Below are 21584 nucleotides of genomic sequence, written 5' to 3' on the forward strand. Positions count from 1 at the left end.
GCCGGACCACAAGCGCATCACGGACAAGCAATGCAGGCTCTCTTCATCGGACAGACCTATATCGACGTCGTCTTCATCACCGACCACATGCCGACCGGCGACGAAAAGCACGTGGCTTCGGACTACGCCGTCTCCTTTGGCGGCAATGCGGTGACGGCGGCGTTCTGCTGCGCCAAGCTCGGCATCGTGCCCGACCTGATCGCGACCGCGGCCAATGACTGGCTGGGACGCATGTTCCAGGACATGTGCGCGAAATACGCGATCTCGCTGCATGGGCGGAAGGTGAACCAGTCTTCGCTCTCCTTCATCATGCCGAAGGACGGCAAGCGCGCCATCGTCCGCTGCCGCGACGACGAGCACATCCACCCCTTCCCGATGCTCAATCTCGGCGGCTGCCGCGCGCTGCATGTCGACGGCCATCAGCCGGATGCCGCGATCCACTATGCCAAAGTCTGCCGCGAGGCCGGCATCCTGACCTCGCTCGACGGCGGCGGCCTGCGCACCAACACGCACGAGCTCCTGGAGTTCATCGACGTCGCCATCGTTGCCGAACGGCTGTGCGAGCAGATGGACCTCACGCCGGAGAAGATGCTCGACTACCTCAAGAGCCGCGGCTGCAAGATCGGCGGCGTCACCATGGGCGAGAAGGGCCTGCTCTGGTACGACGAAACCGGGACGGTGCAGGTGATGCCGGCAATGCCGATTCCGCGCGAGCGCGTGATCGACACAAACGGCGCCGGCGACGTGTTCCACGGCGCCTATGTCTATTCTTACCTGGCCCATCCCGGCAAAAGCTGGCGCGAGCATTTCGACTTCGCGCGGGCGGCCTCGACCTTCAAGATCCAGCGCCTCGGCAACGAGGCCGGCCTGCCGACCCTTGTCGACATCGCCAAGGTCAGGCACGAGTTCGAAGTCCGGGTTTAGGGATTTGTAAGGGCGACATGTCATGGGGCGCGTCTTCGTCGCCGGCAGCATCAACATGGATGTGGTGGCGACCGCCGATCGCCACCCCAGGGTCGGCGAGACCGTCGCCGGCCGGCAGGTGCTGTATTTTCCGGGCGGCAAGGGTGCGAACCAGGCGGTCGCGGCGTCCAGGCTCGGCGCCAAGACCACGCTGATCGGACGGCTGGGCAAGGATGCGTTCGGGGCGGAGCTGAGGACGTTCCTCGGTGATCAGGGCATCGATCTCGGGTCGGTGCGCGAGGCTGACACGCATACCGGCACGGCGATCATCACCGTCGCGGCTTCCGACAACACCATCGTCGTCGTTCCCGGCAGCAATGCGCTTGTCGGCGCCGATGACGTCGCTGGCGTGAGGCTGACGAAGGGCGATGTTGCGGTCAGCCAATTCGAGATTCCTCTGCCGACCATTGCCGCGTTCTTCCAGCGCGCCCGGAGCGCCGGTGCCACGACGCTGCTCAATCCGGCCCCGGCGCAACAGATGCCCGGCGAACTGCTCGCGCTGGTCGACATCCTCGTACTGAACGAGACCGAGCTTGGGTTTCTCGCCGGCAGCGAAGTTTCCGACAGCGATGAGGCCGCAAAGATCATCGCGGTGGCGCGACAGCTTCAGGCGCGCGAGGACCAGACCATCTGCATCACGCTGGGAAAGCGCGGCGTGCTTGCACTCGCCGGACGCGAGGAGTTTGCGGTGCCCGGGCGTGTGGTGACGGCGGTTGATGCCACCGGCGCCGGCGATTGCTTCGTCGGCGCGCTGGCTTCGCAGCTCGCCGACGACGTCCCCTTGCGCGCCGCCCTCGCCTTCGCCAATGCCGCCGCCTCGATCAGCGTGCAGCGGATGGGCGCCGGGCCGTCGATGCCGACGGCCGCGGAGGTGGCGGCGGTGCTCGGCGCCGGCTGATCAGGCCAGCGCGCTCTTCAGGTCGAAGCTTTCATCCGCCGCCTGCTCGGGCGTGATGGAGCGATCCATCGCCTGCAAGCGGCGGCCGAACATGTGATCGCCGGCGCGGTTGATCGATTCGATCCCGAGCAGTCTGTCGCGGTGATAGCAGAACGCGGAAAACGCCTTCTTGGCGGGATCGCCGCGCAGCACGACGCGATCATAGCCGGCGGTGAGGCCTGCGATCTGGAGCTTGTCGTCGCCCTGGTCGCTCCAGAACCAGGGATGGCCGTCGTACGGCTTCTTGTCGCCGGTCAGCCGCGCCGCCAGGCAGCGGGCGTGATCGGTGGCGTTCTGCACCGATTCCAGCCGCAGCGAGCCGCCGAACCGCGGGCTTGCGAACAGAGCGCAGTCGCCGATTGCCGATATGTTCGGATCGGCCGTCGACAGATATTCGTCGACGATGATGCCGGCCGCAACCGGCAGCCCGGCCTCGGCCGCGAGCTCGATGTTCGGCAGCACGCCGACGCCGACCACGACGAGGTCGGCGGGCAGATGCCGGCCATCGCTCAAGGACACCCCGGTGACCTTGCCGTTCTCGGCCTCGATGCTCGTCGCCTGCACGCCGAGGTGAATACGGATGCCGGCCTCGCGATGCCGCGCTTGAAAGTATTCCGAGACCTCCGCCGTCACCGCGCGCGCCATCACCCGCGGCGCCAGTTCGAGCACGTCGACCTCAAGGCCCTTGATGCGCGCGGTGGATGCGAATTCGAGCCCGATGAAGCCGGCGCCGATGATCACAGCGCGCGTCTTCGACGGCATGATCTGTCGCAGCGCCTCGCTTTCGTCGAGGATGCGCAAGTATTTCACGTCGGGCAGATTGGCGTTGGGCAGGTCGAGCAGGCGGTTGCGCGCGCCGGTCGCCAGCACGAGGTGGCCGTAGGCCAGCGTCTCGCCCGAGGCAAGCAGCACTTTGCGCGCGGCGCGATCGATCGAGACGGCGCGGCCGGCGATCAGCTCGATCTTCTGATCCTGATAGAATTTTTCGGGGCGGAACGTCAGGCTCTCGGGCCCGGCGGAGCCCTTGATATAGGCCTTGGACAAAGGCGGCCGCTGGTACGGCAAATGCGCCTCGTCATTGATCAGGCAGATCCGTTCGGAAAACCCCGCCTGGCGCAGCGAGGCCGCGACCTGGTAGCCGCCATGGCCGGCTCCGACAATGATGACTGGACCCTCGGTCATCGGACAGCCCATTTCTGCAAGACACGAGCGTAACCCATGTTGCCACTTCTCCCCTGGTTTTGGCTTGGCTTGCCTAGGAGGAGCCGGCGCTCGTGTCCGTCCCTAAACGAAGGCGCCCGCATTTGAGCCCATCGTTCCGCCCGGCGCAAGAGCGGCGGGTGGGGATTGTCACTCCTCGGCTTCTGCGATTTAGTTGCAGCAATAACCTCCAGCCGGGGATTTCCGATGCCAGCTCCCGTCGCAAAGCCTGACGATCCCGCGCTGCTGCGGATCGAGGGTGCGATCGCGACCATCACGCTCAACCGCCCGACCGCGTTCAACTCGGTCAACCTTGCGATCGCGCAGAAGCTCGAACAGCTCGCGGCGTATATCGAGGGCGACGACGCCATCCGCGTCGTCGTGCTCGAGGGCGAAGGCCGCGCCTTCTCGGCCGGCGGCGATCTCCAGACCATCGGGGCAGCGGCCGAGGCAGGCACCGTGACGCCAGTCGTCGGCGAGCTGCTCAAGCACTATCATTCATTCATCGAGATCCTCAGGCGCATGCCGAAGATCTCGCTGTCGAGCGTGCACGGCTCGGCGGCCGGCGCGGGCATGGGCCTCGCCTTCGTCACCGATCTCTGCATCGCCGCCGAGGACGCGAAGTTCACGCCCGCTTACGCCAAGATCGGCGTGTCGCCGGATGGCGGCTCGACGGTCGGGATCGTCGGCACGGTCGGCTCGCGCCGCGCGCTGCAGATCTTCCTCGCCGAGGACAATTTCACTGCGCAGCAGGCGTATGAATGGGGCCTGGTCGCCAAGATCGTTCCCGCGGCCGAGCTGAAGGCGGCCACGCGGCAGCTGGCCGAACGCCTGGCGCAGAACCCGCCGGCGGCCATTTCAGGCACCAAGTCGCTGGTTTATCAAGCCGCCACCACGCCGGTAAAACAGCAGCTCGATGCCGAGGAGCACAAGATCATCATGGCGATGAACACGGAGGAGTTCCGTGTCGCCGTGAAGAAGTTCACCAACAAGGGCAAGTAGCGCGCTACTGCGGGCAGATGTAGCCCGTCCCCGCCGGCGACTTGAAGCAGCCGACCGATTCGGGAAGCACGTGCCGCGGCAGCCACAGCACGACGCTCGGGAAATAGATCGCAAAGGCAATGGTGGCGAAGAACACGACATAGATCGGCAGCGCCGCACGCAGCGCCTTGGCAAAACTGATGCCGACGAATTTCGAGGCCATCAGCAGCACCAGGCCGTAGGGCGGCGTGATCAGGCCGAAGGCGAGCGTCGCGATCAGCACCACGCCCATGTGCACGCCGTTGATGTCGCCCGCCTCCGTCAGCGTGTTGACCAGCGGCATGAAGATGATGATGGTCGGCACCGGCTCGATGAAGTCGCCGACCACGGTGAACAGCAGCACCATCAGCAGCATGATCAGGTGCGGATCGTGGCCCGCAATCGAGGTGATCATCTCGGCGATGTAGCTGGCACCGCGCAAGTAAGCGAGCATCCAGCCGAACGCGTTAGCGGCGCCGATGGTGATCAGCGGCAGCGAGAAGATCAGGCCGGCCAGGCAGAAATCGTACGGGATCTTCTTGAAGTGCCCGCGGTTGAGCCCGGGGATCACCACCAGGATGATCCACACCACGGCGACGACGCCGGCCTCCGTCGGCGTGAACCAGCCGGTCAGGATGCCCCCGAGCAGGATCACCGGGATCATCAGCGGCAGCGCCGCATCTCCGGCCGCGAACACGATCTGCCGCAGCGGCGCGCGCGGCTTGCGCAAGCCCGAGGGGCCGAAGAAATAGCAGTAGATCATCAGGCCGAAGCCGATCATCAAGCCGGGCACGACGCCCGCCATGAACAGGCCGGCGATGGAGACGTTACCGACCGCGCCATAGACCACGGCGGTGATGCTCGGCGGCACCAGCGCGGCGATGGTCGAGGCCGAGGCGATGATCGCGGCGATGAAGGCGGGCTCGTAGCCCTCGCGCTTCATCGGACCGCCGAGCGCCCGGCTCATCACGGCGACGTCGGCGGTGGTCGAGCCCGACATTTCCGAGAAGAACATGCTGAAGACGACCACGACCTGCGACAGCCCGCCCCTGATATGGCCGACCAGCGACACCGAGAGATTGGCAATTCGCACCACCACATTGGCCGAGCTCATGAGCTCGCCGACCAGGAGGAAGAACGGAATGGCGAGCAGCGCTTCGGAATCGACGCCGTCGAAGATCTTCTGGATGATCGCGGCGAGCGACACATCGGACAGCATCGCGCCGATGAAGACGCCGGCCATCAAGGAGAACGGCACGGGCACGCCGAGATAGCCGAACGACAGGAAGCAGATCGACATCAACGCCAGGACGACGGGTGCGCTCACGGCTGCGCCCTCGCCTGCGCCTCGGTGACGACGGGCGCCGCATCCTCGTCCGGCGGCGTGGGATGATCAAAGCCGTTGCGCAGGCCGTTGACGAGCTGCTCGATCGTGAACAGGCCGATCAGCACGCCCGACAGCGGGATGATCGCATAGAGCGAAGCGATCGGCGTGCCCGACGGCAGGCGGAAGCTGCCGAAGCCGCGCAGGTAATTCTGGTAGCCGTACCAGATCAAGCAGAAGGCGACGCCGAGCACGATGATCCGGATGATCACTTCGACGATCACCCGCGGCGTGCCGTGCATCGCCTCGGAGATCGCGGTGAGATAGAGGTGATCGTTGCGCCGCGTCGCTGCCGCCGTGCCGATGAAGATGGCGTAGATGAACAGCGTCGATGTGACCTCCTGGAGCCACAGCCAGGGATGACCGATCGTGCGGGTGACGACGTCGGCGGTCACCGACAGGGAGAAGCCGAAGCACAGCACGCCGCAGAGGATCATCAGCGCGAGCTCAAGCCAGTCGAGCGCGCGCCATTTGAGATGGCGTTGGCGTTGGAGGATGAGCTTGTCGGCGATGGGCATTGATATCCCCGGCTGCGGCTGGCTACACCTCTCCCGCTTGCGGGAGAGGTCGGCGCGGAGCGCCGGGTGAGGGTTCTTTCCTCGAGGGAATTGTCCCAATGCGGAGACACCCTCTCCCCTGCCTCTCCCGGAAGCGGGAGAGGGAGCGCACCGTCTTCCGGCATTACGTCAATTGATCGACCGGATCAGATCCTTGATCTTCTCGGCGTGCGGGCCGAGCTCCTTGGCGAGCTTGTCCAGATAAGGATCGGCGATCGCCGTAAAGCTCTTCTTGTCGACGTTGTCGACGACCTTGACGCCCATCTTCTTCAGCTTCTCGGCCGCACTGCGCTCGAGGTCGAAGGCTTTCGCGGGCTCCTTGGTGCTGATCTCGTTGGCCGCGGTCTGCACCCAGCCCTTCTGCTCGGCCGAGAGGCTCTGCCAAAGCTTGTCGGAGACGAATACCAGCGCGTTGTTGGCTTCGTGCTCGGTGATGTTCAGCACCGGGGCAACTTCGTAGTGCTTGTTGACGAGGTAGACATTGATGCTGTTCTCGGCGACGTCCACGACGCCGGTCTGCAGGCTGGTGTAGACGCTGCCGAACGGCATGTGCACCGTCTGGGCGCCGTACGCCGGGAACATGGTGTCTTCGGTCGCGGTCGCCTGTACGCGGACCTTCAGGCCCTTGATATCTCCGACATTGTGGATCTCCTTCTTGGAGTACATGTGACGGACGCCCTGCGAGCCCGTGCCGATCAAGTGCAGGCCCTGCGTGGTCTCCTCGATCATGGTCTTGAGCGCTTCGAACACGCGGGGGTCCGCAAGCCCCTTGATCACATGCTGCTCGTCCCGGAACAGATAGTGCAGCGACATCACGCCGGCCTGCGGCGAGATCGTCGCGGTGTTGGCGGAGGAAACGATGGAGAATTCGACGTCGCCGGACTTGACGAGCTGGAGCACCTGCGGCTCCTGGCCGAGCTGCGCGCCCGGATACTGGTCGATGATCATGGTGCCTTTGCTCAATTCCTTGAGCTTGTCGGCAAAGAGGTCGCCGGCGATGGAATAGCCGGTGTTACGGGGCTGGTCGTAAGCGAAGCGATAATGCTTCACCTCCTGTGCCCCCGCGCCCGTGACGAACAGCATGGCGGCCGCAGCCACCAATGCACGCATGGATCGTGCAGTCATCGTCTCCCCCTTGTGTTATCGCCCGCCGCTTTCAGCGGTCTGGGCGTTCGTTGTCAGCCGTTACTCAGTTTGCTTGCCAGTCCTCTGCATGAAGTCGAAGTCGCAGCCCTCGTCGGCCTGCATGATGGTCTCGTGGAACAGCCAGGCATAGCCGCGCCGCGCCTCCTCGAACGCGGCAGCCGGCTTCAAGGCCGCGCGCCGGCGCTCCAGCTCGGCCGCATCGACCAGAAGCTCGATGCTGCGCTTGGCCACGTCGAGGCTGATCATGTCGCCGTTCTTCACCAGCGCCAACGGCCCGCCGACCGCGGATTCCGGCGTAATGTGGAGAACGATGGTGCCGAACGCGGTACCGCTCATGCGCGCATCGGAGATGCGCACCATGTCCTTGGTGCCGCCGCGCGCGAGCTTCTTTGGAATCGGCAAGTATCCCGCTTCGGGCATGCCGGGCGCGCCCTTGGGGCCGGCATTGCGCAGCACCAGCACGTCGTCGGCGGTGACGTCGAGATCGGGATCGTCGACCCGCAAGGTCATATCCTCGACGGATTCGAACACGACGGCCCGTCCCGTATGCTTCAAAAGCTTCGGGCTCGCGGCCGACTGCTTGATCACGGCGCCGCGCGGCGCGAGGTTACCGTGCAGGATGGCGAGGCCGCCTTCTGTCTTGATCGGATTGTCGCGCGAGCGGATCGCGTCCTGGCCGGGCACGTCTTCCGCATTGGCTACGACGTCGCGCAGCGTCTGGCCCGAGATCGTCCTGGCATCGAGATCGACGAGATCGCCGAGTTGCGCCAGCAGCTTCGGCACGCCGCCGGCATGATGGAAATGCTCCATATAATGCTCGCCGGACGGCTTGAGGTCGACCAGAACCGGCACCTCGCGGCCGATCTGGTCGAACGCTGCGAGATCGAGCCGGTGCGGCGAGCGATGTGCCATTGCGGTCAGATGGATGAGGCCGTTGGTCGAGCCGCCGATCGCCTGCAGCACGACCTGTGCGTTCTTGAACGACGCCGGCGTCAGGAGTTCGCTCGGCTTCGGTCCCTTGGTCTTGGCCATCTCGGCGGCCACGCGACCGCTGGCCTCGGCGAGGCGGAAACGCTCGGCATGCGGCGCCGGGATGGTCGCGCTCATCGGCAGCGATAGGCCCATAGCTTCGATCATGCAGGCCATGGTCGAAGCCGTGCCCATCACCATGCAGGTGCCGACCGACGGCGCGAGACGGCCGTTCACCGCCTCGATCTCGGCATCGTCCATGTCGCCGGCGCGATATTTCGCCCAGAGGCGGCGGCAGTCGGTGCAGGCGCCCAGCACCTCGCCCTTGTGATGGCCGACCACCATGGGGCCGACGGGAATGACCACCGTCGGCAGATCGGCGCTGATCGCGGCCATCACCTGCGCCGGCAGCGTCTTGTCGCAGCCGCCGATCACGATCACCGAATCCATCGGCTGCGCCCGGATCATCTCCTCGGTGTCCATCGCCATCAGATTGCGCAGGTACATCGAGGTCGGATGCGCGAAGCTCTCGGCGATCGAGATGGTCGGGAACACGAACGGCATCGCGCCCGACAGCATCACGCCGCGCTTGGCGGCTTCGATGATTTGGGGGACATTGCCGTGGCAGGGATTGTAGTCGCTATAGGTGTTGGTGATGCCGACGATCGGGCGCTCCAGCGCGTCGTCGGAATAGCCCATGGCCTTGATGAACGCCTTGCGCAGGAACAGCGAGAAGCCGGCATCGCCATAGCTCGTCAGACCCTTGCGCAAGCCACTCGTCATCACGTCACTCCCTGAGTTGCCATTGTGGTACAGGCTGCCCCTCGATTGTCAATAACATTGGCGCCCGCCCCGCTATTTCTGGACCGGCGCACCGCCTAGCCGCCAGATTATTGACAATCTGCCCGTTCTCTGCTCCCTGAGGCAAGCCGGCGGGCGCCGGGAGGCTGAGGGCATGTCCGACATCCGCACCGCAGAGGCCAGGCCTGTCAGGCGCGACGATCCTGATGACGTCGTTGCGCGGCTGGAGGAGGACATCATCTTCGGCCGTCTCGCACCGGGCGCGCGCCTGACCGAGGACGCGCTGATGTCGCGCTACGGCACCTCGCGCCACTTCGTGCGCCAGGCGCTGGTGGATGCCGAACGCCGCGGCATCGTCCGCCGCGAGAAGAATGTCGGCGCCACCGTGCGGTTCTATGCGGCCGATGAGGTCCGGCAGATCTACGAGGTCCGCGAGATGCTGACCCGGCAAGCCGCGCTGATGATCCCCCTGCCCGCGCCCAAAAGCCTGATCGACCAATTGACCGCCTTGCAACGGCAATACTGCGCCAAGGCGGATGTGAAGGATCTGCGCGGCATCCACGAGGCCAACGACGCCTTCCACCTCGCGCTGTTCTCCGCCTGCGGCAATCCCTACCTAGTACGCTCACTCCAGGACTACATGAACCTGACGCTGCCGATGCGCGCGAAGAATCTCGCCGATCGCGACGGCCTCGCGCAATCGCGGCGCCAGCACGAGTTGATGATCGAGCTCTTGAAGGGCCGCGACAGCTGGGCACTGGCGCAGCTGTGCGTGGATCATATGCAGTTCAGCAAGAAGGATTATTTGGCGCGGATTGCGGGAGATCTAGTGCCTCCGTCTATACCCGCTTCTCGGTGAGCGAACTTTCCGCAAGCCGTAGACTCGCCCTGGTAACAGCGCTCCGTCGACGCGTCATTGCGAGCGCAGCGAAGTAATCCAGGGTTCCTCTGCGGTGAGATTCTGGATTGCTTCGCTGTTCGCAATGACGCGAGGTTCTGTGCGTGTTTGTCAAAACCGCCTCAACAGGCCGCGTTCCACACTGGCTTCGCCATAGGCAGCGCAGGCCCTTTTCGGACTCCTGATCAAATCCGTCCGGACGCGCTTGAACGCCTTGCGGGCGGCCTCGAAAACTTCGGGTCGGAATTTGTCGTGATCGTAGCTCTCGCCATCGTGAGCCTTGATCGCCGCGGAATAGGCGTCAATCATCGCCATCGCCGCATTGGGGTTGCCGAGCAGCCGGGCGCCGAGCTGGACAGCGCCCGCGCCATCGACCTCGTAGCCGACGCATCGTTGCTCCAGCACGACCGATGCCGTGACGAGCTGGTCGAGGAAGGTCGCTTCGGCATCGCTGAGCGGTGCAGCGCGCAACGGCCAGGACACGATCATCCCGAGCATTGCGACCAGTGACAATTTGAATTTCATTGTCGTGGCTCTCGAATTGCGATCGCACATATCGAGAGCCAGACGATGTCCATGGGCCGTTGATCTAGATCAACGGCCGTCTCCGCAAATTGACACGCTCGGACACGTCATTGCGAGCGCAGCGAAGCAATCCAGGAATCCCTCCACGGAAAGACTCTGGACTGCTTCGCTGCGCTGGCAATGACAATGGTGAGAGTTGAGTATCCTACTCTCACCGTCCTTGCAGACACCGTCCGCGGCGATGTCTCAGCAAACGATTACCGCTTATTCCAATCGATGATCCGGCTCGCGTCCCCGTCGAATTCCTTGCTCGCGAACGCGCCGCCCTGAAAATGATCGCCGATCGGATCTGGCTTGAGCTTGGCCTGCTCGGCCATGGCGTGTGCCACATGATCTTCGGAACGGCCGACGGGGCGGTAACCGAATTCGTAGGCGCGGCTGTTGTCCCACCAGGCGCGCTCGTTCAGCGAGACGCCGTAGAAGACCTCGAAATGGATCTCGGGATGCTCGAGCCCGATCCGGCAGAGCTGCACCAGATCTTCCGGCTTCAGCCACATCGCGATGCGGCGGTGATCGAGCGGCTTCTCGTCACAATTGCCGATACGAATGCAGGTGACTTTGAGGCCGTGCTTGTCGGCATAGAGCGCGCCAACCGCTTCGCCGAACACCTTGCTGACGCCATAGCGTCCGTCGGGGCGCACGGTGACGTCGGTGCCGATCTTCTGGTGGCGCGGATAGAATCCGACGACGTGGTTGGACGAAGCGAACACCACGCGCTTGACGCCCTTGCGGTACGCGGCCTCGAACAGATTGTAGCCGCCGATAATGTTGGCCTGGAGGATGTCGTTCCAGGGGCCTTCGACCGAATAGCCGCCGAAATGGATGATGCCGTCGACGCCCTCGCAGATCGCCTCGCACTGCGCCAGGTCGGACAGGTCCGCCGCCTTGAACTGCTCGTTCGGCCCGAGATCCGCCGGGGGACGGATGTCGGAGAGCAGCAGATCCGGATAGATCGGCGGCAGCAGCTTGCGCAGGCGCGTTCCGATTCCGCCCGAAGCTCCCGTCATCAAGATGCGCGGCATATCTTTCCTCGTATGTGGCGACCGATTTGCGGTCACGTGTCTCTAATGATAGCTGGATTGTCCAGAGGGAACGAAACGAGAGAACCGACATGAATGAGGCATCGTCCCACACCCAGGATGCCCGCCAGGGCTGGCGGCCGGCGACTCATTACCCCGATCCGGCCATTCACGCGCTCGATCCCCGCTTCGAAAAATACTGGCTGAAGCTCTCGGCCGTGGAGCGGCTGACAACCGGCCTGCGCTGGGCCGAGGGTCCGGTCTGGTTCGGTGACGGGCGCTATCTGCTCTGCAGCGACATTCCGAACCAGCGCATCATCAAATGGGAGGAAGAGACCGGCGCGGTGTCGGTGTTCAGGAAGCCTTCCAATTTCGCCAACGGCAACACGCGCGACCGCCAGGGCCGCCTCATCACCTGCGAGCACGGCGGCCGCCGCGTGACCCGCACCGAATATGACGGCGAGATCACCGTGCTGATGGATCAATTCAACGGCAAGCGGTTGAACTCGCCGAACGATGTCGTTGTCAAATCGGACGGCTCGATCTGGTTCACCGATCCCACCTTCGGCCTGCTCGGCAATTACGAGGGCTACAAGGCCGAGTCCGAGATCGAGCCGAACGTCTACCGACTCGATCCCGCGAGCGGCAAGGCGGCCGTGGTCGCCGAGGGCGTGCTGGGCCCGAACGGGCTGTGCTTCTCGCCCGACGAGACGATTCTCTACGTCGTGGAGTCCCGTGGCGTACCGAACCGCAAGATCCTCGCTTATGATGTCTCGGCCGATGGCACGTCGATTTCGAACAAGCGCGTGCATATCGATGCCGGTCCGGGCACGCCTGACGGCATGCGCTGCGACGTCGACGGCAATCTCTGGTGCGGCTGGGGCATGGGCGATCCCGAACTCGACGGCGTCGTGGTGTTCGCGCCCGACGGCGTCATGATCGGACGTATCGCGTTGCCCGAACGATGTGCCAATCTCTGCTTCGGCGGCGTCAAACGCAACCGCCTGTTCATGGCGGCAAGCCAGTCGATCTACGCACTGTATGTGAATACGCAAGGCGCGGTGGGGGGATAGACGGGTCCTCTCGCCATCGTCATTCCGGGGCACGCCGTCTTCGGCGCGAACCCGGAATCCATCGTGCAGCAGCGCCCGCGGCCAAATGGATTCCGGGCTCATCGCTTCGCGATGCCCCGGAATGACGGCGGAGCAAGTCGCTTCGCTCGCAATGACTAGAAAAACAGGAACGCCGGAGCGGTTTGCCGCTCCGGCGTCATGTTCATTCGAGCGCTCAAACTTACGCCGCGTTGAAGCCGGCCACCGCCTTCACTTCGAGGAAGTCCTCGAGGCCGAACTTGCCCCACTCGCGGCCGTTGCCCGACTGCTTGTAGCCGCCGAACGGCGCGGTGCGGTCGTTCGGCACGCCCTGGAGGTTGACGTTGCCGGCACGGATCTGGCGGCCGACGCGCTTGGCGTCCTCGACCGACGGGCCGTAGACGTAGCCGGCGAGGCCATAGGGCGTGTCGTTGGCGATCTTGACGGCATCGGCTTCGTCCTTGGCGCCGATGATGGTCAGTACCGGTCCGAAGATCTCCTCGCGCGCGATCGTCATGTCAGGGGTGACGTCAGCGAAGATGGTCGGACGGACATAGAAGCCCTTGTTGACGCCTTCGGGCAGACCCGGGCCGCCGGCGACGAGCGTTGCGCCCTCATCGATGCCCTTCTTGATCAGGCCCTGGATCTTGTCCCACTGGCCGCGGTTCACCACGGGACCGATCGTCGTACCATCCGCGCGCGGATCACCCGCCTTGGTCTTGTCGGCGACGGCCTTCGCGATCGCGGCGACTTCCTTCATCTTCGACAGCGGCACGATCATGCGCGAGGGCGCGTTGCAGGACTGGCCGGAGTTGTTGAACATGTGCATCACGCCGCCGGTCACCGCCTTGGTGAGGTCGGCGCCTTCGAGGATGACGTTCGGCGACTTGCCACCGAGCTCCTGGCTGACGCGCTTCACGGTGGGCGCGGCGCGCTTGGCCACATCGATGCCGGCGCGGGTCGAGCCGGTGAAGGAGATCATGTCGATGTCGGGGTGCTCGCTCATGGCGGCGCCGACCTCCGGGCCGAGGCCGTTGACGAGATTGAACACGCCCTTCGGCACGCCGGCTTCATGGAGGATTTCCGCAAAGATCAAAGCCGAGGTCGGCGTGAACTCCGACGGCTTCAAAATCATGGTGCAGCCGGCGGCGAGCGCGGGCGCGACCTTGCAGGCGATCTGGTTGAGCGGCCAGTTCCACGGGGTGATCATGCCGACCACGCCGATCGGCTCGCGCAGCACCATGGCGGTGCCGACCGGCTCCTCGAAATGATAGTTCTTGAGCACGTCGAGCGTGGTCATGAGATGGCCGAGTCCGGCGCCGGCCTGGAGCTTCTCGGCCATCGGCAGCGGCGCGCCCATCTCGTCGGAGACGGCGGCGCCGATCTCCTTGAGGCGGCCCTTGTAGACCTCGATGATCTTCGAGAGTAGCGCGACGCGCTCCTCGCGGCTGGTCTGGGAGAAGGTGGCGAAGGCGCGCTTGGCGGCGGCGACCGCCTTGTCCACGTCGGCCTTGGAGCCCAGCGCAACCTCGTACATCGCCTCTTCCGTCGCGGGATTGACGACCGGAGTGGACTTCTTGACGGCGGGATCGACCCAGGCGCCGTCGATGTAGAATTGCATGCGATTGACCATCGTTAACCTCTTCTTGGGGGCTTGGAGGGGGGCGTTTCGGCAGGCATCCTTGCACGAAAGCGCCGGCAGTTGAACCCGCCATATGCGGGGCCAGCGTTGCGGCGGACGGAGGTTATATGAGCCGAGGGCGGGAACGTGGCAAGGTTCTCACAGCCGTCATTCCGGGGCGCGACAAAGTCGCGAGCCCGGAATCCATTTCGCCACCTGTCCTGACGCCCGATGGATTGCGGGTTCGACGCTGCGCGTCGCCCCGGAATGACAGGACGGTTGGCTCCGCTACACCGCCATCTTCCGATGCAGCACCGGTGCCCCTGTGGTGAGGCTTTCCGCCGCATCGATGATCGCGTTGGCGTCGATGCCGTAGTGCCGATAAAGGTCAGCGATCGTGCCGGTCTGGCCGAACTGCTCGACGCCGAGCGCCTCGACGCGATGACCGCGGACGCTGCCGAGCCAGCCGAGCGCGCTGGGATGACCGTCGATCACGGTCACGATGCCGCAGTCGCGCGGCAGCGGCGCCAGCAGCTTTTCGATGTGGCTGAGATGCTGCACGCCGCGCCGATCGCGGCGCAATTTCCGTGCGGCGGTCCACCCTGCGTGGAGACGGTCCGCCGAGGTGATCGCGAGCAGGCCGACGTCGCGCCTGTCCTCGCCGATGAAGCCGGTGGCCTCGATGGCCTCGGGCGCCACCGCGCCGGTATAGACGATCACGACCTCGGCATTCGGGCCGGGCTTGCGCAGCCAATAAGCGCCGTCGGTGATGCCTTGTTGCAGCTCTGGCGTCATGATCCGCTGCGGCTGCTCGATGCTGCGCGTCGAGAGCCGCAAATAGACGGAACCGCCCTCGCCCGGCTCGCGCTGCATGTGCTGAAAGCCGAAAGCCATGATGACAGCAAGCTCGTCGACGAAGGCCGGCTCGAACGAGGCGAGCCCGTCCTGCGCCATGCCGATCAGGGGCGTTGCGATCGACTGGTGTGCGCCGCCTTCCGGAGCAAGCGTGATGCCTGATGGGGTCGCCGCCACCATGAAGCGCGCATCCTGGTAGCAGGCGTAGTTGAGCGCATCGAGGCCGCGCTCGATGAAGGGATCGTAGAGCGTGCCGACCGGCAGCAGCCGCGCGCCGTTGATCTGGTGCGACAGGCCGAGCGCGGAGAGCATGATGAACAGGTTCATCTCGGCAATGCCGAGCTCGAGATGCTGGCCCTTTGGCGAGGCGTCCCAATTGTAGGTCGAGGGAATTTTCTCGCTGCGGAATAAGTCCGCCTTCTCGGCGCGCGCGAACAGGCCGCGCCGGTTCACCCACGGGCCGAGGTTGGTTGAGACGGTGACGTCGGGCGAGGTCGTGACGATGCGCTTTGCCAGCTCGCTGTCACCGCGCGCGATCTCGTTCAGCACGAGCCCAAAGCCTTGTTGCGTGGACATCTGCGGCGACGGCTTGAAGGCGAGCGACGTGGGCACCTCGATAACAGGCGCGGTCAGCCGGCGGCCATCCCTGTTGAACGGCACGCGCGCGAGAAAGGTCTCCAGCTCGGCGGCGCTTTGCGTCAGGCCCTCGAACTTGTCCCATTCGTGCCCGGGCCGGATGTTCTGGCTCTCGCGGTATTTCTCCATCTGCGCGACCGTCATCAGGCCCGCATGATTGTCCTTGTGGCCCTGGAACGGCAGGCCAACGCCCTTGATGGTGTAGGCGATGAAGCAGACCGGGCGATCGTGGTCGATGGACTCGAACGCCTCCAACATGCTCGCCATATCGTGGCCGCCGAGATTTGACATCAGCGCCAGCAGCTCCTCATCGCTGCGCTTGTCGATCAATTTCGTGATCGGGCCCTGATCGCCGATCTCGTCCTGCAGATGCTTGCGAAAAGCGGCGCCGCCCTGGAAGCACAGGGCTGCGTAGAGTGCGTTCGGACAATTGTCGATCCAGGCCTTCAGCGCTCCGCCACCGGGTTCGGCGAACGCTTCACGCATCAGGCGACCGTATTTCACGATGACGACGTCCCAGCCGAAATTGCGGAACACGGTCTCGAACTTTTCCCAAAGCCCCTCGCGCACGACGGCATCGAGCGACTGCCTGTTGTAGTCGACCACCCACCAGGTGTTGCGCAGGCCGTGCTTCCATCCTTCGGCGAGCGCCTCGAAGATGTTGCCCTCGTCCATCTCGGCATCACCGACCAGCGCGATCATCCGCCCCTCGCGGCGGTCCTTCATCCAGCCATGGGCCTTGACGTAGTCCTGCGCCAGCGAGGCAAACAGCGTCTGCGCGACGCCGAGGCCGACCGAGCCGGTGGAGAAATCGACGTCGTCGACATCCTTGGTGCGCGAGGGATAGGACTGCGCGCCCTTGAAGCCGCGAAAATTCTCCAGCTTCTCGCGGCTCTGGCGGCCGAACAGATACTGAATGGCGTGGAACACCGGGCTCGCATGCGGCTTCACCGCGACGCGGTCCTCGGGCCGCAGCACGTGGAAGTACAAGGCCGACATGATGGTCGCGAGCGACGCCGACGAGGCCTGGTGGCCGCCGACCTTCAGGCCGTCCGCATTCGGGCGGATGTGGTTGGCGTGATGGATGGTCCATGAGGACAGCCACAGCGCCTTGCGGCTGAGGGCTGTCAGGGTTTCGAGACGATCGGAATCAACGGGCATGGCGATGCTCCGGGAAATAAGGCGGATCATACGCCTGCCGCGGCCGCCAAAATTCTCAAACTTTCGCGCTATACCTCCCTTTATTGGGATAGTTTACCAACATGACCGCCAAAACATAGGTTCCATTCCAATGACCGACCTCGACGCCATCGACCGCAAGATCCTCGGCTATCTCCAGAACGACAGCCGGCTGACCATGCAGGAGCTGGCCGACAAGGTCGGGCTGTCGGTCTCGCCTTGCCATCGACGGGTCAAGCTGCTGGAGGAGCGCGGCGTGATCTCGCGTTACATCGCAACCGTGGACCAGAAAGCGCTGGGGCTGCATGTCAGCGTCTTCATCTCCATCAAGCTGGCGCGGCAGAAGGAGGAGGACCTCAACCGCTTTGCCCGCGCGATCTCGAAATGGGACGAGGTGCTGGAGTGCTATCTGATGACCGGCAACCGCGACTATCTGCTGCGCGTCGTCGCCGCCGACCTCGCCTCCTACGAGACGTTCCTCAAGACCAAGCTGACCCGGCTCGACGGCATCGCCTCGATCGAGTCGAGCTTTGCGCTCAGCCAGGTGAAATATTCGATCGCGCTGCCGGTGTAGGACGTCATCGCCACGGCTGCACCATGATCTTGGTGTGGGCCTCGGGATTGGCGAGATCGGCGAACGCCTTTGCGACACCGTCGAGACCGACTTCCGCAGTCACCATGGCCGCCGCATCCACCTCTCCTTCCGCGATCAGGCGCAGCGAGGCCGCGAACTCCTCCGGCGTGTAGCCGAGCACGTATTGGACGCTGAGCTCCTTCATGATGCCGAGCATCGGCTCGTTCCTGTCGCTCTCCATGCAGACCCCGACCACGACGATCCTGGCATCGCGCGGCGCGCCCTCGAACACCTGCTGCAGCAGGCCGGGCACGCCGACACATTCGAAGATGATCGCGGGCTTGAGCGCCGGCAACATGGCCTGGAACGGCGGCCGCGCCGCCTTCTCCGCCTCCGACATCTGCGCGTGCTCGGCCCAGGTCGCGTAGGGCTGAGATACTTTGGGATCGACGACGATATCGGCACCGAGCTTTGCGGCGAGCGCGCGCCGCGCCGGCGAATAGTCGGCGGCGACGATCGGATGCAGGCCTTTGATCTTCAGCGCGGCGATCACCGCGAGCCCGACCGGGCCGCAGCCGATTACGAGCGGCACTTCGCCGCCGCTGACATTGGCTTTTGCCACCGCGTGGACACCGACGGCGAGCGGCTCGGTCAGCGCGGCATGTTCCGGCGCAAGGCCGTTGGGCACCTCCAGCAGCAGCGGCTCGCTGAGCAGCATCTGCTCGGCATAGCCGCCGACGAACTCGTTGGAATAGCCGATGCCCTTGATGCCCTCAGGCGTCAGCAGCGCCGGCAGCGAGCACACATGCGTGCCCGGCTTGAGCTTGCGCGCGGTGCCGGGACCGTAGTCGAGGATCTCGCAGCAGAACTCGTGGCCGAAGACGACGTCGCGCGACAGATCCATCGGCGTCCGCCCGGTCTTCTTCGCCATCTCCACCATCCGCGGCGCATGCTGACGCGCGTGCAGGTCGGAGCCGCAGATGCCGCAGGCGAGCGTCTTGACCAGTACCTGGCCGGGGCCCGGCTTCGGTTCGGCCACTCCGTCGACGACCATCTCACCGTTCCTGAAGATCGCAGCGCGCATCCGGCTCCTCCCATCGTTTTGGAGCCCTTGATAGCACGAAGCGGGACGCACTGACTTGCGTCAGGGGTTTGGGGAACGCTCTTCCAGCACCAGAAGCTGGGCCCGCCGAACGCGCTCGCGATGGGCGATGTAGAGGCCGCTGGCGACGATGAAGGCCGCGCCGGTGACGGTCCACACGTCAGGCACCTCGCCGAACAGGAAGAAGCCCAGGATGCTGACCCACAGCAGCTGCGTGTAGGAGAACGGCGCCAGCACCGAGGCATCGCCGTAGCGATACGCCAGCACGATGATCCACTGGCCGACGGTGGAGGCTACCCCGATCACGATGCCGAGCCCGATCGCGGTCCAGCTCGGCGCCACCCAGACGAACGGCACCATCACAGAGAGGATGGCGACACCCGTCAGCGCGGAATAGGCCATGGTGGTGAGCACGGCTTCCCGCCCGCTCATCATGCGCGTCAGGATCAGCGCCGCGGCCCAGCAAAAGGCCGAAACGATCGGGAAGAACGCGGCGGCATGAAACGCGCTCGAGCCCGGGCGCAGGATGATCAACACGCCGAAGAGGCCGATCGCGGTCGCGATCCAGCGGCGCATGCCGACCTTCTCGCTCAGGAAGATGATCGACAGCGCCGTGACGAACAGCGGCGAGACGAAACCGGTGGCGGACGCCTCCGCGATGGGAAGGAAGCGCAGGCCGGTGATGAAAAACAGTGAGGAGCCGAGCAGGGCAGCGCCGCGCATCAACTGCAGGCCAAGGCGCTCGGTGCGCATCGCCTGCAGCGGCGAGCCCGGCAGCATCACCGGCGTGAACATCAGCGCGAAGGTGACGAAGCGGATCCAGGTGATCTCGATCGAGGGCAGGCTGGCGGAAAGATATTTCGCGGTGACGTCGGAGGTGCCGAGAAACACCGTCGAGAGCAATACCAATGCAATGCCCTTGAAGGGATGATCGACGCGCGCAGGCGCGCGGCGAGCCTCCTGCTTCTTCTCCGGCACGGGCATGGGAATACTGTCGAGCCTTGCGGCTGCGGCGGGCGGCGGTGTCACTGTGGGAACTCGGCAAAGGCGAATCGAGAACGTTCGTAAAAAACGACAAATGCGCCGCGTTCACAACTTCCGAAAACAGGATGCGGATATGCGCTCACGTCCGCGCGCGTCAATACTCCATTAAGAATGGGCGTTTGTGCACTACAGCATGGGCAGGCTGCGCGGCTTCGGGCCGCGCGGAAAAGCCGCATCCAGCGCCAAAATCTCCTCTTTCGTCAGCACGAGATCGCCGGCGGCCGCATTTTCGCCGGCATGTTCCGCGGACGAGGCCTTCGGGATCGCGAACACCGTAGTCGCACGGGTGAGGAAGCTCAGCGCGACCTGACGCGGCGTCGCGCGACGCGCCTGCGCGATGCGCGCCAGCACGGCGCCGCCCTTGCTGCGGTCGTCGGGAAAATCGTCGTGCCCGAACGGCGAATAGGCGACGACGGCGACGCCGTGCCGCTCGCACCACGGGATCACCGCATGCTCGATCGCGCGCTCCTTGAGATGATAGAGCACCTGATTGCAGGCGACCTTGCCCTCGCCTGAAACCGCGAGAATTTCGTCGAGATCGTCGGCGTCGAAATTCGAAACGCCCCAGGACTTGATCTTGCCGGACGACACCAGTTCCTCGAACGCAGCGACGGTGTCCTCGAGCGCGTACGATCCGCGCCAGTGCAGCAGATAGCAATCGAGGCTGTCAGTCTTCAGCCGCTTCAGCGACCGCTCGCAGGCCGTGATGGTGCCGCGGCGCGAGGCGTTGCTCGGCAGAACTTTCGAGACGAGGAACACCTCGTCGCGGCGGCCCGTGATGGCGTCGGCAATGACGAGCTCGGCATCGCCATACATCTCGGCGGTGTCGATATGGGTCATGCCCAGATCGAGCCCGCGCTGAAGCGCGGCAATCGCGCGCTTGCGATCGCCATGATCGAGATACCAGGTGCCCTGCCCGATCACGGAAACGCTGGCGCCGGTTTTGCCGAAGGGATGCCTGTTCATGTTCGTCTCCAATGCCAGCTCTTCAGGTCAGGCAAACCGCCATCCCGCTCAAGAGTTCAATCCGCTGATATCGGCGACCAGGACACTGCCGGTCGCCGATTCCGTGATATAGATCCGATCTCTGTTCGCGCCACCGATGGCGACATTGGTGCAGTTCGGCCCGGCGCAGGACTTGATCCGCGCGATCAATTCGCCGTTCGGTGCGAACACGAAGACGTGGCCGAGCGAGGCGTGGCCGACGAACAGACGGCCTTTCGCATCCATCGTTAGGCCATCGGGACCCGAGGTGCCGAACAGCGAGCAGAACCGGCCGACCTTGGACACGCTGCCGTCCCGCATGAACGGCAGCCGCCATACTGCGTTGTCGCGCGTCATCGCAACGAACAGCACGGTCTCGGTCGGATCGAGCACCAGCCCATTCGGGCTGACGCCGGTATCGATCAGGCAATCGAGCCGGCCGTTCGACGTCAGCCGATAGACGCGCCCGCTGGGATCGTGCAGGCCGGTCTGGCCCTGGTCGGTAAAGAAGATGTCGCCGTTGGAGCCGAGATGCAGATCGTTGCAGCCGCGGAACGATTCCGAATTGCGCGACGTCAGGACCGGCGTGACGCGGCCGGCCTGGGCATCGAGTTCCATGATGCCATGCATATAATCGGCGACCAGGATACGCCCGTCAGCCGCGATCTTCAGCCCGTTCGGCCAGCCCTCGTACTCGATCACGAGCAACCACGCACCATCGGGCGCGATACGAAAGATCCGACCGAAGGGAATGTCGACGATGTAGAGATTGCCCTCCTTGTCGAATGACGGCCCTTCAACAAAACTGTCGGTCGGCACGCCCGGCCGGTTGGCGTCGGCCCAATCCGTCCGCACGCCCTTGCGGCGAAACGTGTCGGGCATGGCTGAGAAGATCTTGGTTTCGATCAGGCGCGGTGGCGTTTCCAGGTACATCATGGTTGTTGTGATTGTTGAGGGGGAGCGCGGCAGCATAGGGCACTATCGCGGGCGCGTCGATTGGGGCGGAGGCATGGCACTTC

General features: G+C 64.5%; 19 protein-coding genes. 6 read left to right on the forward strand and 13 right to left on the reverse strand.

Features of this window, described 5'->3' with window-relative positions; genetic code table 11:
• The first annotated feature begins 30 nt into the window (after positions 1–30).
• Positions 31–924 (forward strand): sugar kinase, encoded by an 894-nt coding sequence (locus tag X265_RS26635; RefSeq protein WP_092295859.1) that lies wholly within the window; start codon positions 31–33, stop codon positions 922–924.
• A 22-nt stretch (positions 925–946) separates the two neighbouring features.
• Complete coding sequence (locus tag X265_RS26640) at positions 947–1861, forward strand: ribokinase (RefSeq protein ID WP_128967524.1); 915 nt, start codon at positions 947–949, stop codon at positions 1859–1861.
• Here X265_RS26640 and X265_RS26645 read toward each other — a convergent pair whose 3' ends face one another.
• On the reverse strand, positions 1862–3082 hold the full coding sequence (locus X265_RS26645; protein WP_128967525.1) for an NAD(P)/FAD-dependent oxidoreductase: 1221 nt from the start codon (positions 3080–3082) through the stop codon (positions 1862–1864). It lies immediately after the preceding gene.
• A gap of 225 nt (positions 3083–3307) precedes the next feature.
• Between X265_RS26645 and X265_RS26650 the strand changes: the two genes are divergently transcribed.
• Entirely contained in the window at positions 3308–4102 is a 795-nt protein-coding gene (locus X265_RS26650; RefSeq protein WP_128967526.1) for an enoyl-CoA hydratase/isomerase family protein, read from the forward strand.
• 4 nt (positions 4103–4106) lie between these two features.
• Here the strand turns inward: X265_RS26650 and X265_RS26655 are convergent, their stop codons facing one another.
• The 4 genes from X265_RS26655 to X265_RS26670 all read right to left on the reverse strand — a co-directional run bounded on the left by X265_RS26655 (position 4107) and on the right by X265_RS26670 (position 8959).
• Complete coding sequence (locus tag X265_RS26655) at positions 4107–5447, reverse strand: TRAP transporter large permease (protein ID WP_128967527.1); 1341 nt, start codon at positions 5445–5447, stop codon at positions 4107–4109.
• Complete coding sequence (locus tag X265_RS26660; RefSeq protein WP_128967528.1) at positions 5444–6022, reverse strand: TRAP transporter small permease; 579 nt, start codon at positions 6020–6022, stop codon at positions 5444–5446. The genes X265_RS26655 and X265_RS26660 overlap by 4 nt, the downstream gene beginning before the upstream one ends.
• Before the next feature lie 168 nt (positions 6023–6190).
• A complete protein-coding gene (locus X265_RS26665) occupies positions 6191–7186 on the reverse strand; it encodes a TRAP transporter substrate-binding protein (RefSeq protein WP_128967529.1) in 996 nt (331 codons plus the stop codon).
• 60 nt (positions 7187–7246) lie between these two features.
• Positions 7247–8959 carry an IlvD/Edd family dehydratase gene (locus X265_RS26670; RefSeq protein WP_164938809.1) on the reverse strand — a complete coding sequence of 571 codons (1713 nt, stop codon included), beginning with the start codon at positions 8957–8959 and terminating at the stop codon, positions 7247–7249.
• Between the two features lie 172 nt (positions 8960–9131).
• Here X265_RS26670 and X265_RS26675 point away from each other — a divergent pair, with 172 nt between their 5' ends.
• Complete coding sequence (locus tag X265_RS26675) at positions 9132–9836, forward strand: GntR family transcriptional regulator (protein WP_128967531.1); 705 nt, start codon at positions 9132–9134, stop codon at positions 9834–9836.
• Positions 9837–9986: 150 nt separating this feature from the next.
• Here X265_RS26675 and X265_RS26680 read toward each other — a convergent pair whose 3' ends face one another.
• Positions 9987–10400, reverse strand: a complete 414-nt coding sequence (locus X265_RS26680; RefSeq protein WP_128967532.1) for a hypothetical protein — start codon at positions 10398–10400, stop codon at positions 9987–9989.
• A 257-nt stretch (positions 10401–10657) separates the two neighbouring features.
• The gene (locus X265_RS26685; protein ID WP_128967533.1) at positions 10658–11482 is read right to left on the reverse strand and encodes an NAD-dependent epimerase/dehydratase family protein; all 825 of its coding nucleotides are present in this window, start codon (positions 11480–11482) and stop codon (positions 10658–10660) included.
• Between the two features lie 89 nt (positions 11483–11571).
• On the opposite strand from X265_RS26685, the gene X265_RS26690 reads away from it, so the two are divergent.
• Positions 11572–12552: an SMP-30/gluconolactonase/LRE family protein gene (locus tag X265_RS26690; protein WP_128967534.1), complete on the forward strand. Its 981-nt coding sequence runs from the start codon at positions 11572–11574 to the stop codon at positions 12550–12552.
• Positions 12553–12772: 220 nt separating this feature from the next.
• Here X265_RS26690 and X265_RS26695 read toward each other — a convergent pair whose 3' ends face one another.
• Both X265_RS26695 and X265_RS26700 read right to left on the reverse strand, forming a co-directional pair.
• Positions 12773–14203 carry an aldehyde dehydrogenase family protein gene (locus X265_RS26695; RefSeq protein ID WP_128967535.1) on the reverse strand — a complete coding sequence of 477 codons (1431 nt, stop codon included), beginning with the start codon at positions 14201–14203 and terminating at the stop codon, positions 12773–12775.
• A gap of 276 nt (positions 14204–14479) precedes the next feature.
• A complete protein-coding gene (locus X265_RS26700; protein ID WP_128967536.1) occupies positions 14480–16843 on the reverse strand; it encodes a transketolase in 2364 nt (787 codons plus the stop codon).
• 130 nt (positions 16844–16973) lie between these two features.
• On the opposite strand from X265_RS26700, the gene X265_RS26705 reads away from it, so the two are divergent.
• A complete protein-coding gene (locus X265_RS26705) occupies positions 16974–17435 on the forward strand; it encodes an Lrp/AsnC family transcriptional regulator (protein WP_128967537.1) in 462 nt (153 codons plus the stop codon).
• Between the two features lie 4 nt (positions 17436–17439).
• Here the strand turns inward: X265_RS26705 and X265_RS26710 are convergent, their stop codons facing one another.
• From X265_RS26710 to X265_RS26725, 4 genes are all read right to left on the reverse strand, one after another.
• Positions 17440–18519 (reverse strand): zinc-binding dehydrogenase, encoded by a 1080-nt coding sequence (locus tag X265_RS26710; protein ID WP_128967538.1) that lies wholly within the window; start codon positions 18517–18519, stop codon positions 17440–17442.
• Between the two features lie 60 nt (positions 18520–18579).
• Positions 18580–19521, reverse strand: coding sequence for a DMT family transporter (locus X265_RS26715; protein ID WP_188637366.1), 942 nt, complete (start codon positions 19519–19521; stop codon positions 18580–18582).
• 186 nt (positions 19522–19707) lie between these two features.
• Positions 19708–20547: an aldo/keto reductase gene (locus X265_RS26720; RefSeq protein WP_128967540.1), complete on the reverse strand. Its 840-nt coding sequence runs from the start codon at positions 20545–20547 to the stop codon at positions 19708–19710.
• Positions 20548–20595: 48 nt separating this feature from the next.
• Positions 20596–21498: an SMP-30/gluconolactonase/LRE family protein gene (locus X265_RS26725; protein WP_128969414.1), complete on the reverse strand. Its 903-nt coding sequence runs from the start codon at positions 21496–21498 to the stop codon at positions 20596–20598.
• Between the last annotated feature and the right edge of the window lie 86 nt (positions 21499–21584).

The organism is Bradyrhizobium guangdongense (assembly GCF_004114975.1).
Taxonomy (GTDB): Bacteria; Pseudomonadota; Alphaproteobacteria; order Rhizobiales; family Xanthobacteraceae; genus Bradyrhizobium; species Bradyrhizobium guangdongense.

Excerpts from the sequence above, each read along its gene's own strand:
- X265_RS26635 (WP_092295859.1), top strand. The coding sequence starts at position 31 with ATGCAGGCTCTCTTCATCGGACAGACCTATATCGACGTCGTCTTCATC.
- X265_RS26640 (WP_128967524.1), top strand. The coding sequence starts at position 947 with ATGGGGCGCGTCTTCGTCGCCGGCAGCATCAACATGGATGTGGTGGCG.
- X265_RS26645 (WP_128967525.1), bottom strand. The coding sequence starts at position 3,082 with ATGACCGAGGGTCCAGTCATCATTGTCGGAGCCGGCCATGGCGGCTAC.
- X265_RS26650 (WP_128967526.1), top strand. The coding sequence starts at position 3,308 with ATGCCAGCTCCCGTCGCAAAGCCTGACGATCCCGCGCTGCTGCGGATC.
- X265_RS26660 (WP_128967528.1), bottom strand. The coding sequence starts at position 6,022 with ATGCCCATCGCCGACAAGCTCATCCTCCAACGCCAACGCCATCTCAAA.
- X265_RS26665 (WP_128967529.1), bottom strand. The coding sequence starts at position 7,186 with ATGACTGCACGATCCATGCGTGCATTGGTGGCTGCGGCCGCCATGCTG.
- X265_RS26670 (WP_164938809.1), bottom strand. The coding sequence starts at position 8,959 with ATGACGAGTGGCTTGCGCAAGGGTCTGACGAGCTATGGCGATGCCGGC.
- X265_RS26675 (WP_128967531.1), top strand. The coding sequence starts at position 9,132 with ATGTCCGACATCCGCACCGCAGAGGCCAGGCCTGTCAGGCGCGACGAT.
- X265_RS26680 (WP_128967532.1), bottom strand. The coding sequence starts at position 10,400 with ATGAAATTCAAATTGTCACTGGTCGCAATGCTCGGGATGATCGTGTCC.
- X265_RS26685 (WP_128967533.1), bottom strand. The coding sequence starts at position 11,482 with ATGCCGCGCATCTTGATGACGGGAGCTTCGGGCGGAATCGGAACGCGC.
- X265_RS26690 (WP_128967534.1), top strand. The coding sequence starts at position 11,572 with ATGAATGAGGCATCGTCCCACACCCAGGATGCCCGCCAGGGCTGGCGG.
- X265_RS26695 (WP_128967535.1), bottom strand. The coding sequence starts at position 14,203 with ATGGTCAATCGCATGCAATTCTACATCGACGGCGCCTGGGTCGATCCC.
- X265_RS26700 (WP_128967536.1), bottom strand. The coding sequence starts at position 16,843 with ATGCCCGTTGATTCCGATCGTCTCGAAACCCTGACAGCCCTCAGCCGC.
- X265_RS26705 (WP_128967537.1), top strand. The coding sequence starts at position 16,974 with ATGACCGACCTCGACGCCATCGACCGCAAGATCCTCGGCTATCTCCAG.
- X265_RS26710 (WP_128967538.1), bottom strand. The coding sequence starts at position 18,519 with ATGCGCGCTGCGATCTTCAGGAACGGTGAGATGGTCGTCGACGGAGTG.
- X265_RS26715 (WP_188637366.1), bottom strand. The coding sequence starts at position 19,521 with ATGCCCGTGCCGGAGAAGAAGCAGGAGGCTCGCCGCGCGCCTGCGCGC.
- X265_RS26720 (WP_128967540.1), bottom strand. The coding sequence starts at position 20,547 with ATGAACAGGCATCCCTTCGGCAAAACCGGCGCCAGCGTTTCCGTGATC.
- X265_RS26725 (WP_128969414.1), bottom strand. The coding sequence starts at position 21,498 with ATGTACCTGGAAACGCCACCGCGCCTGATCGAAACCAAGATCTTCTCA.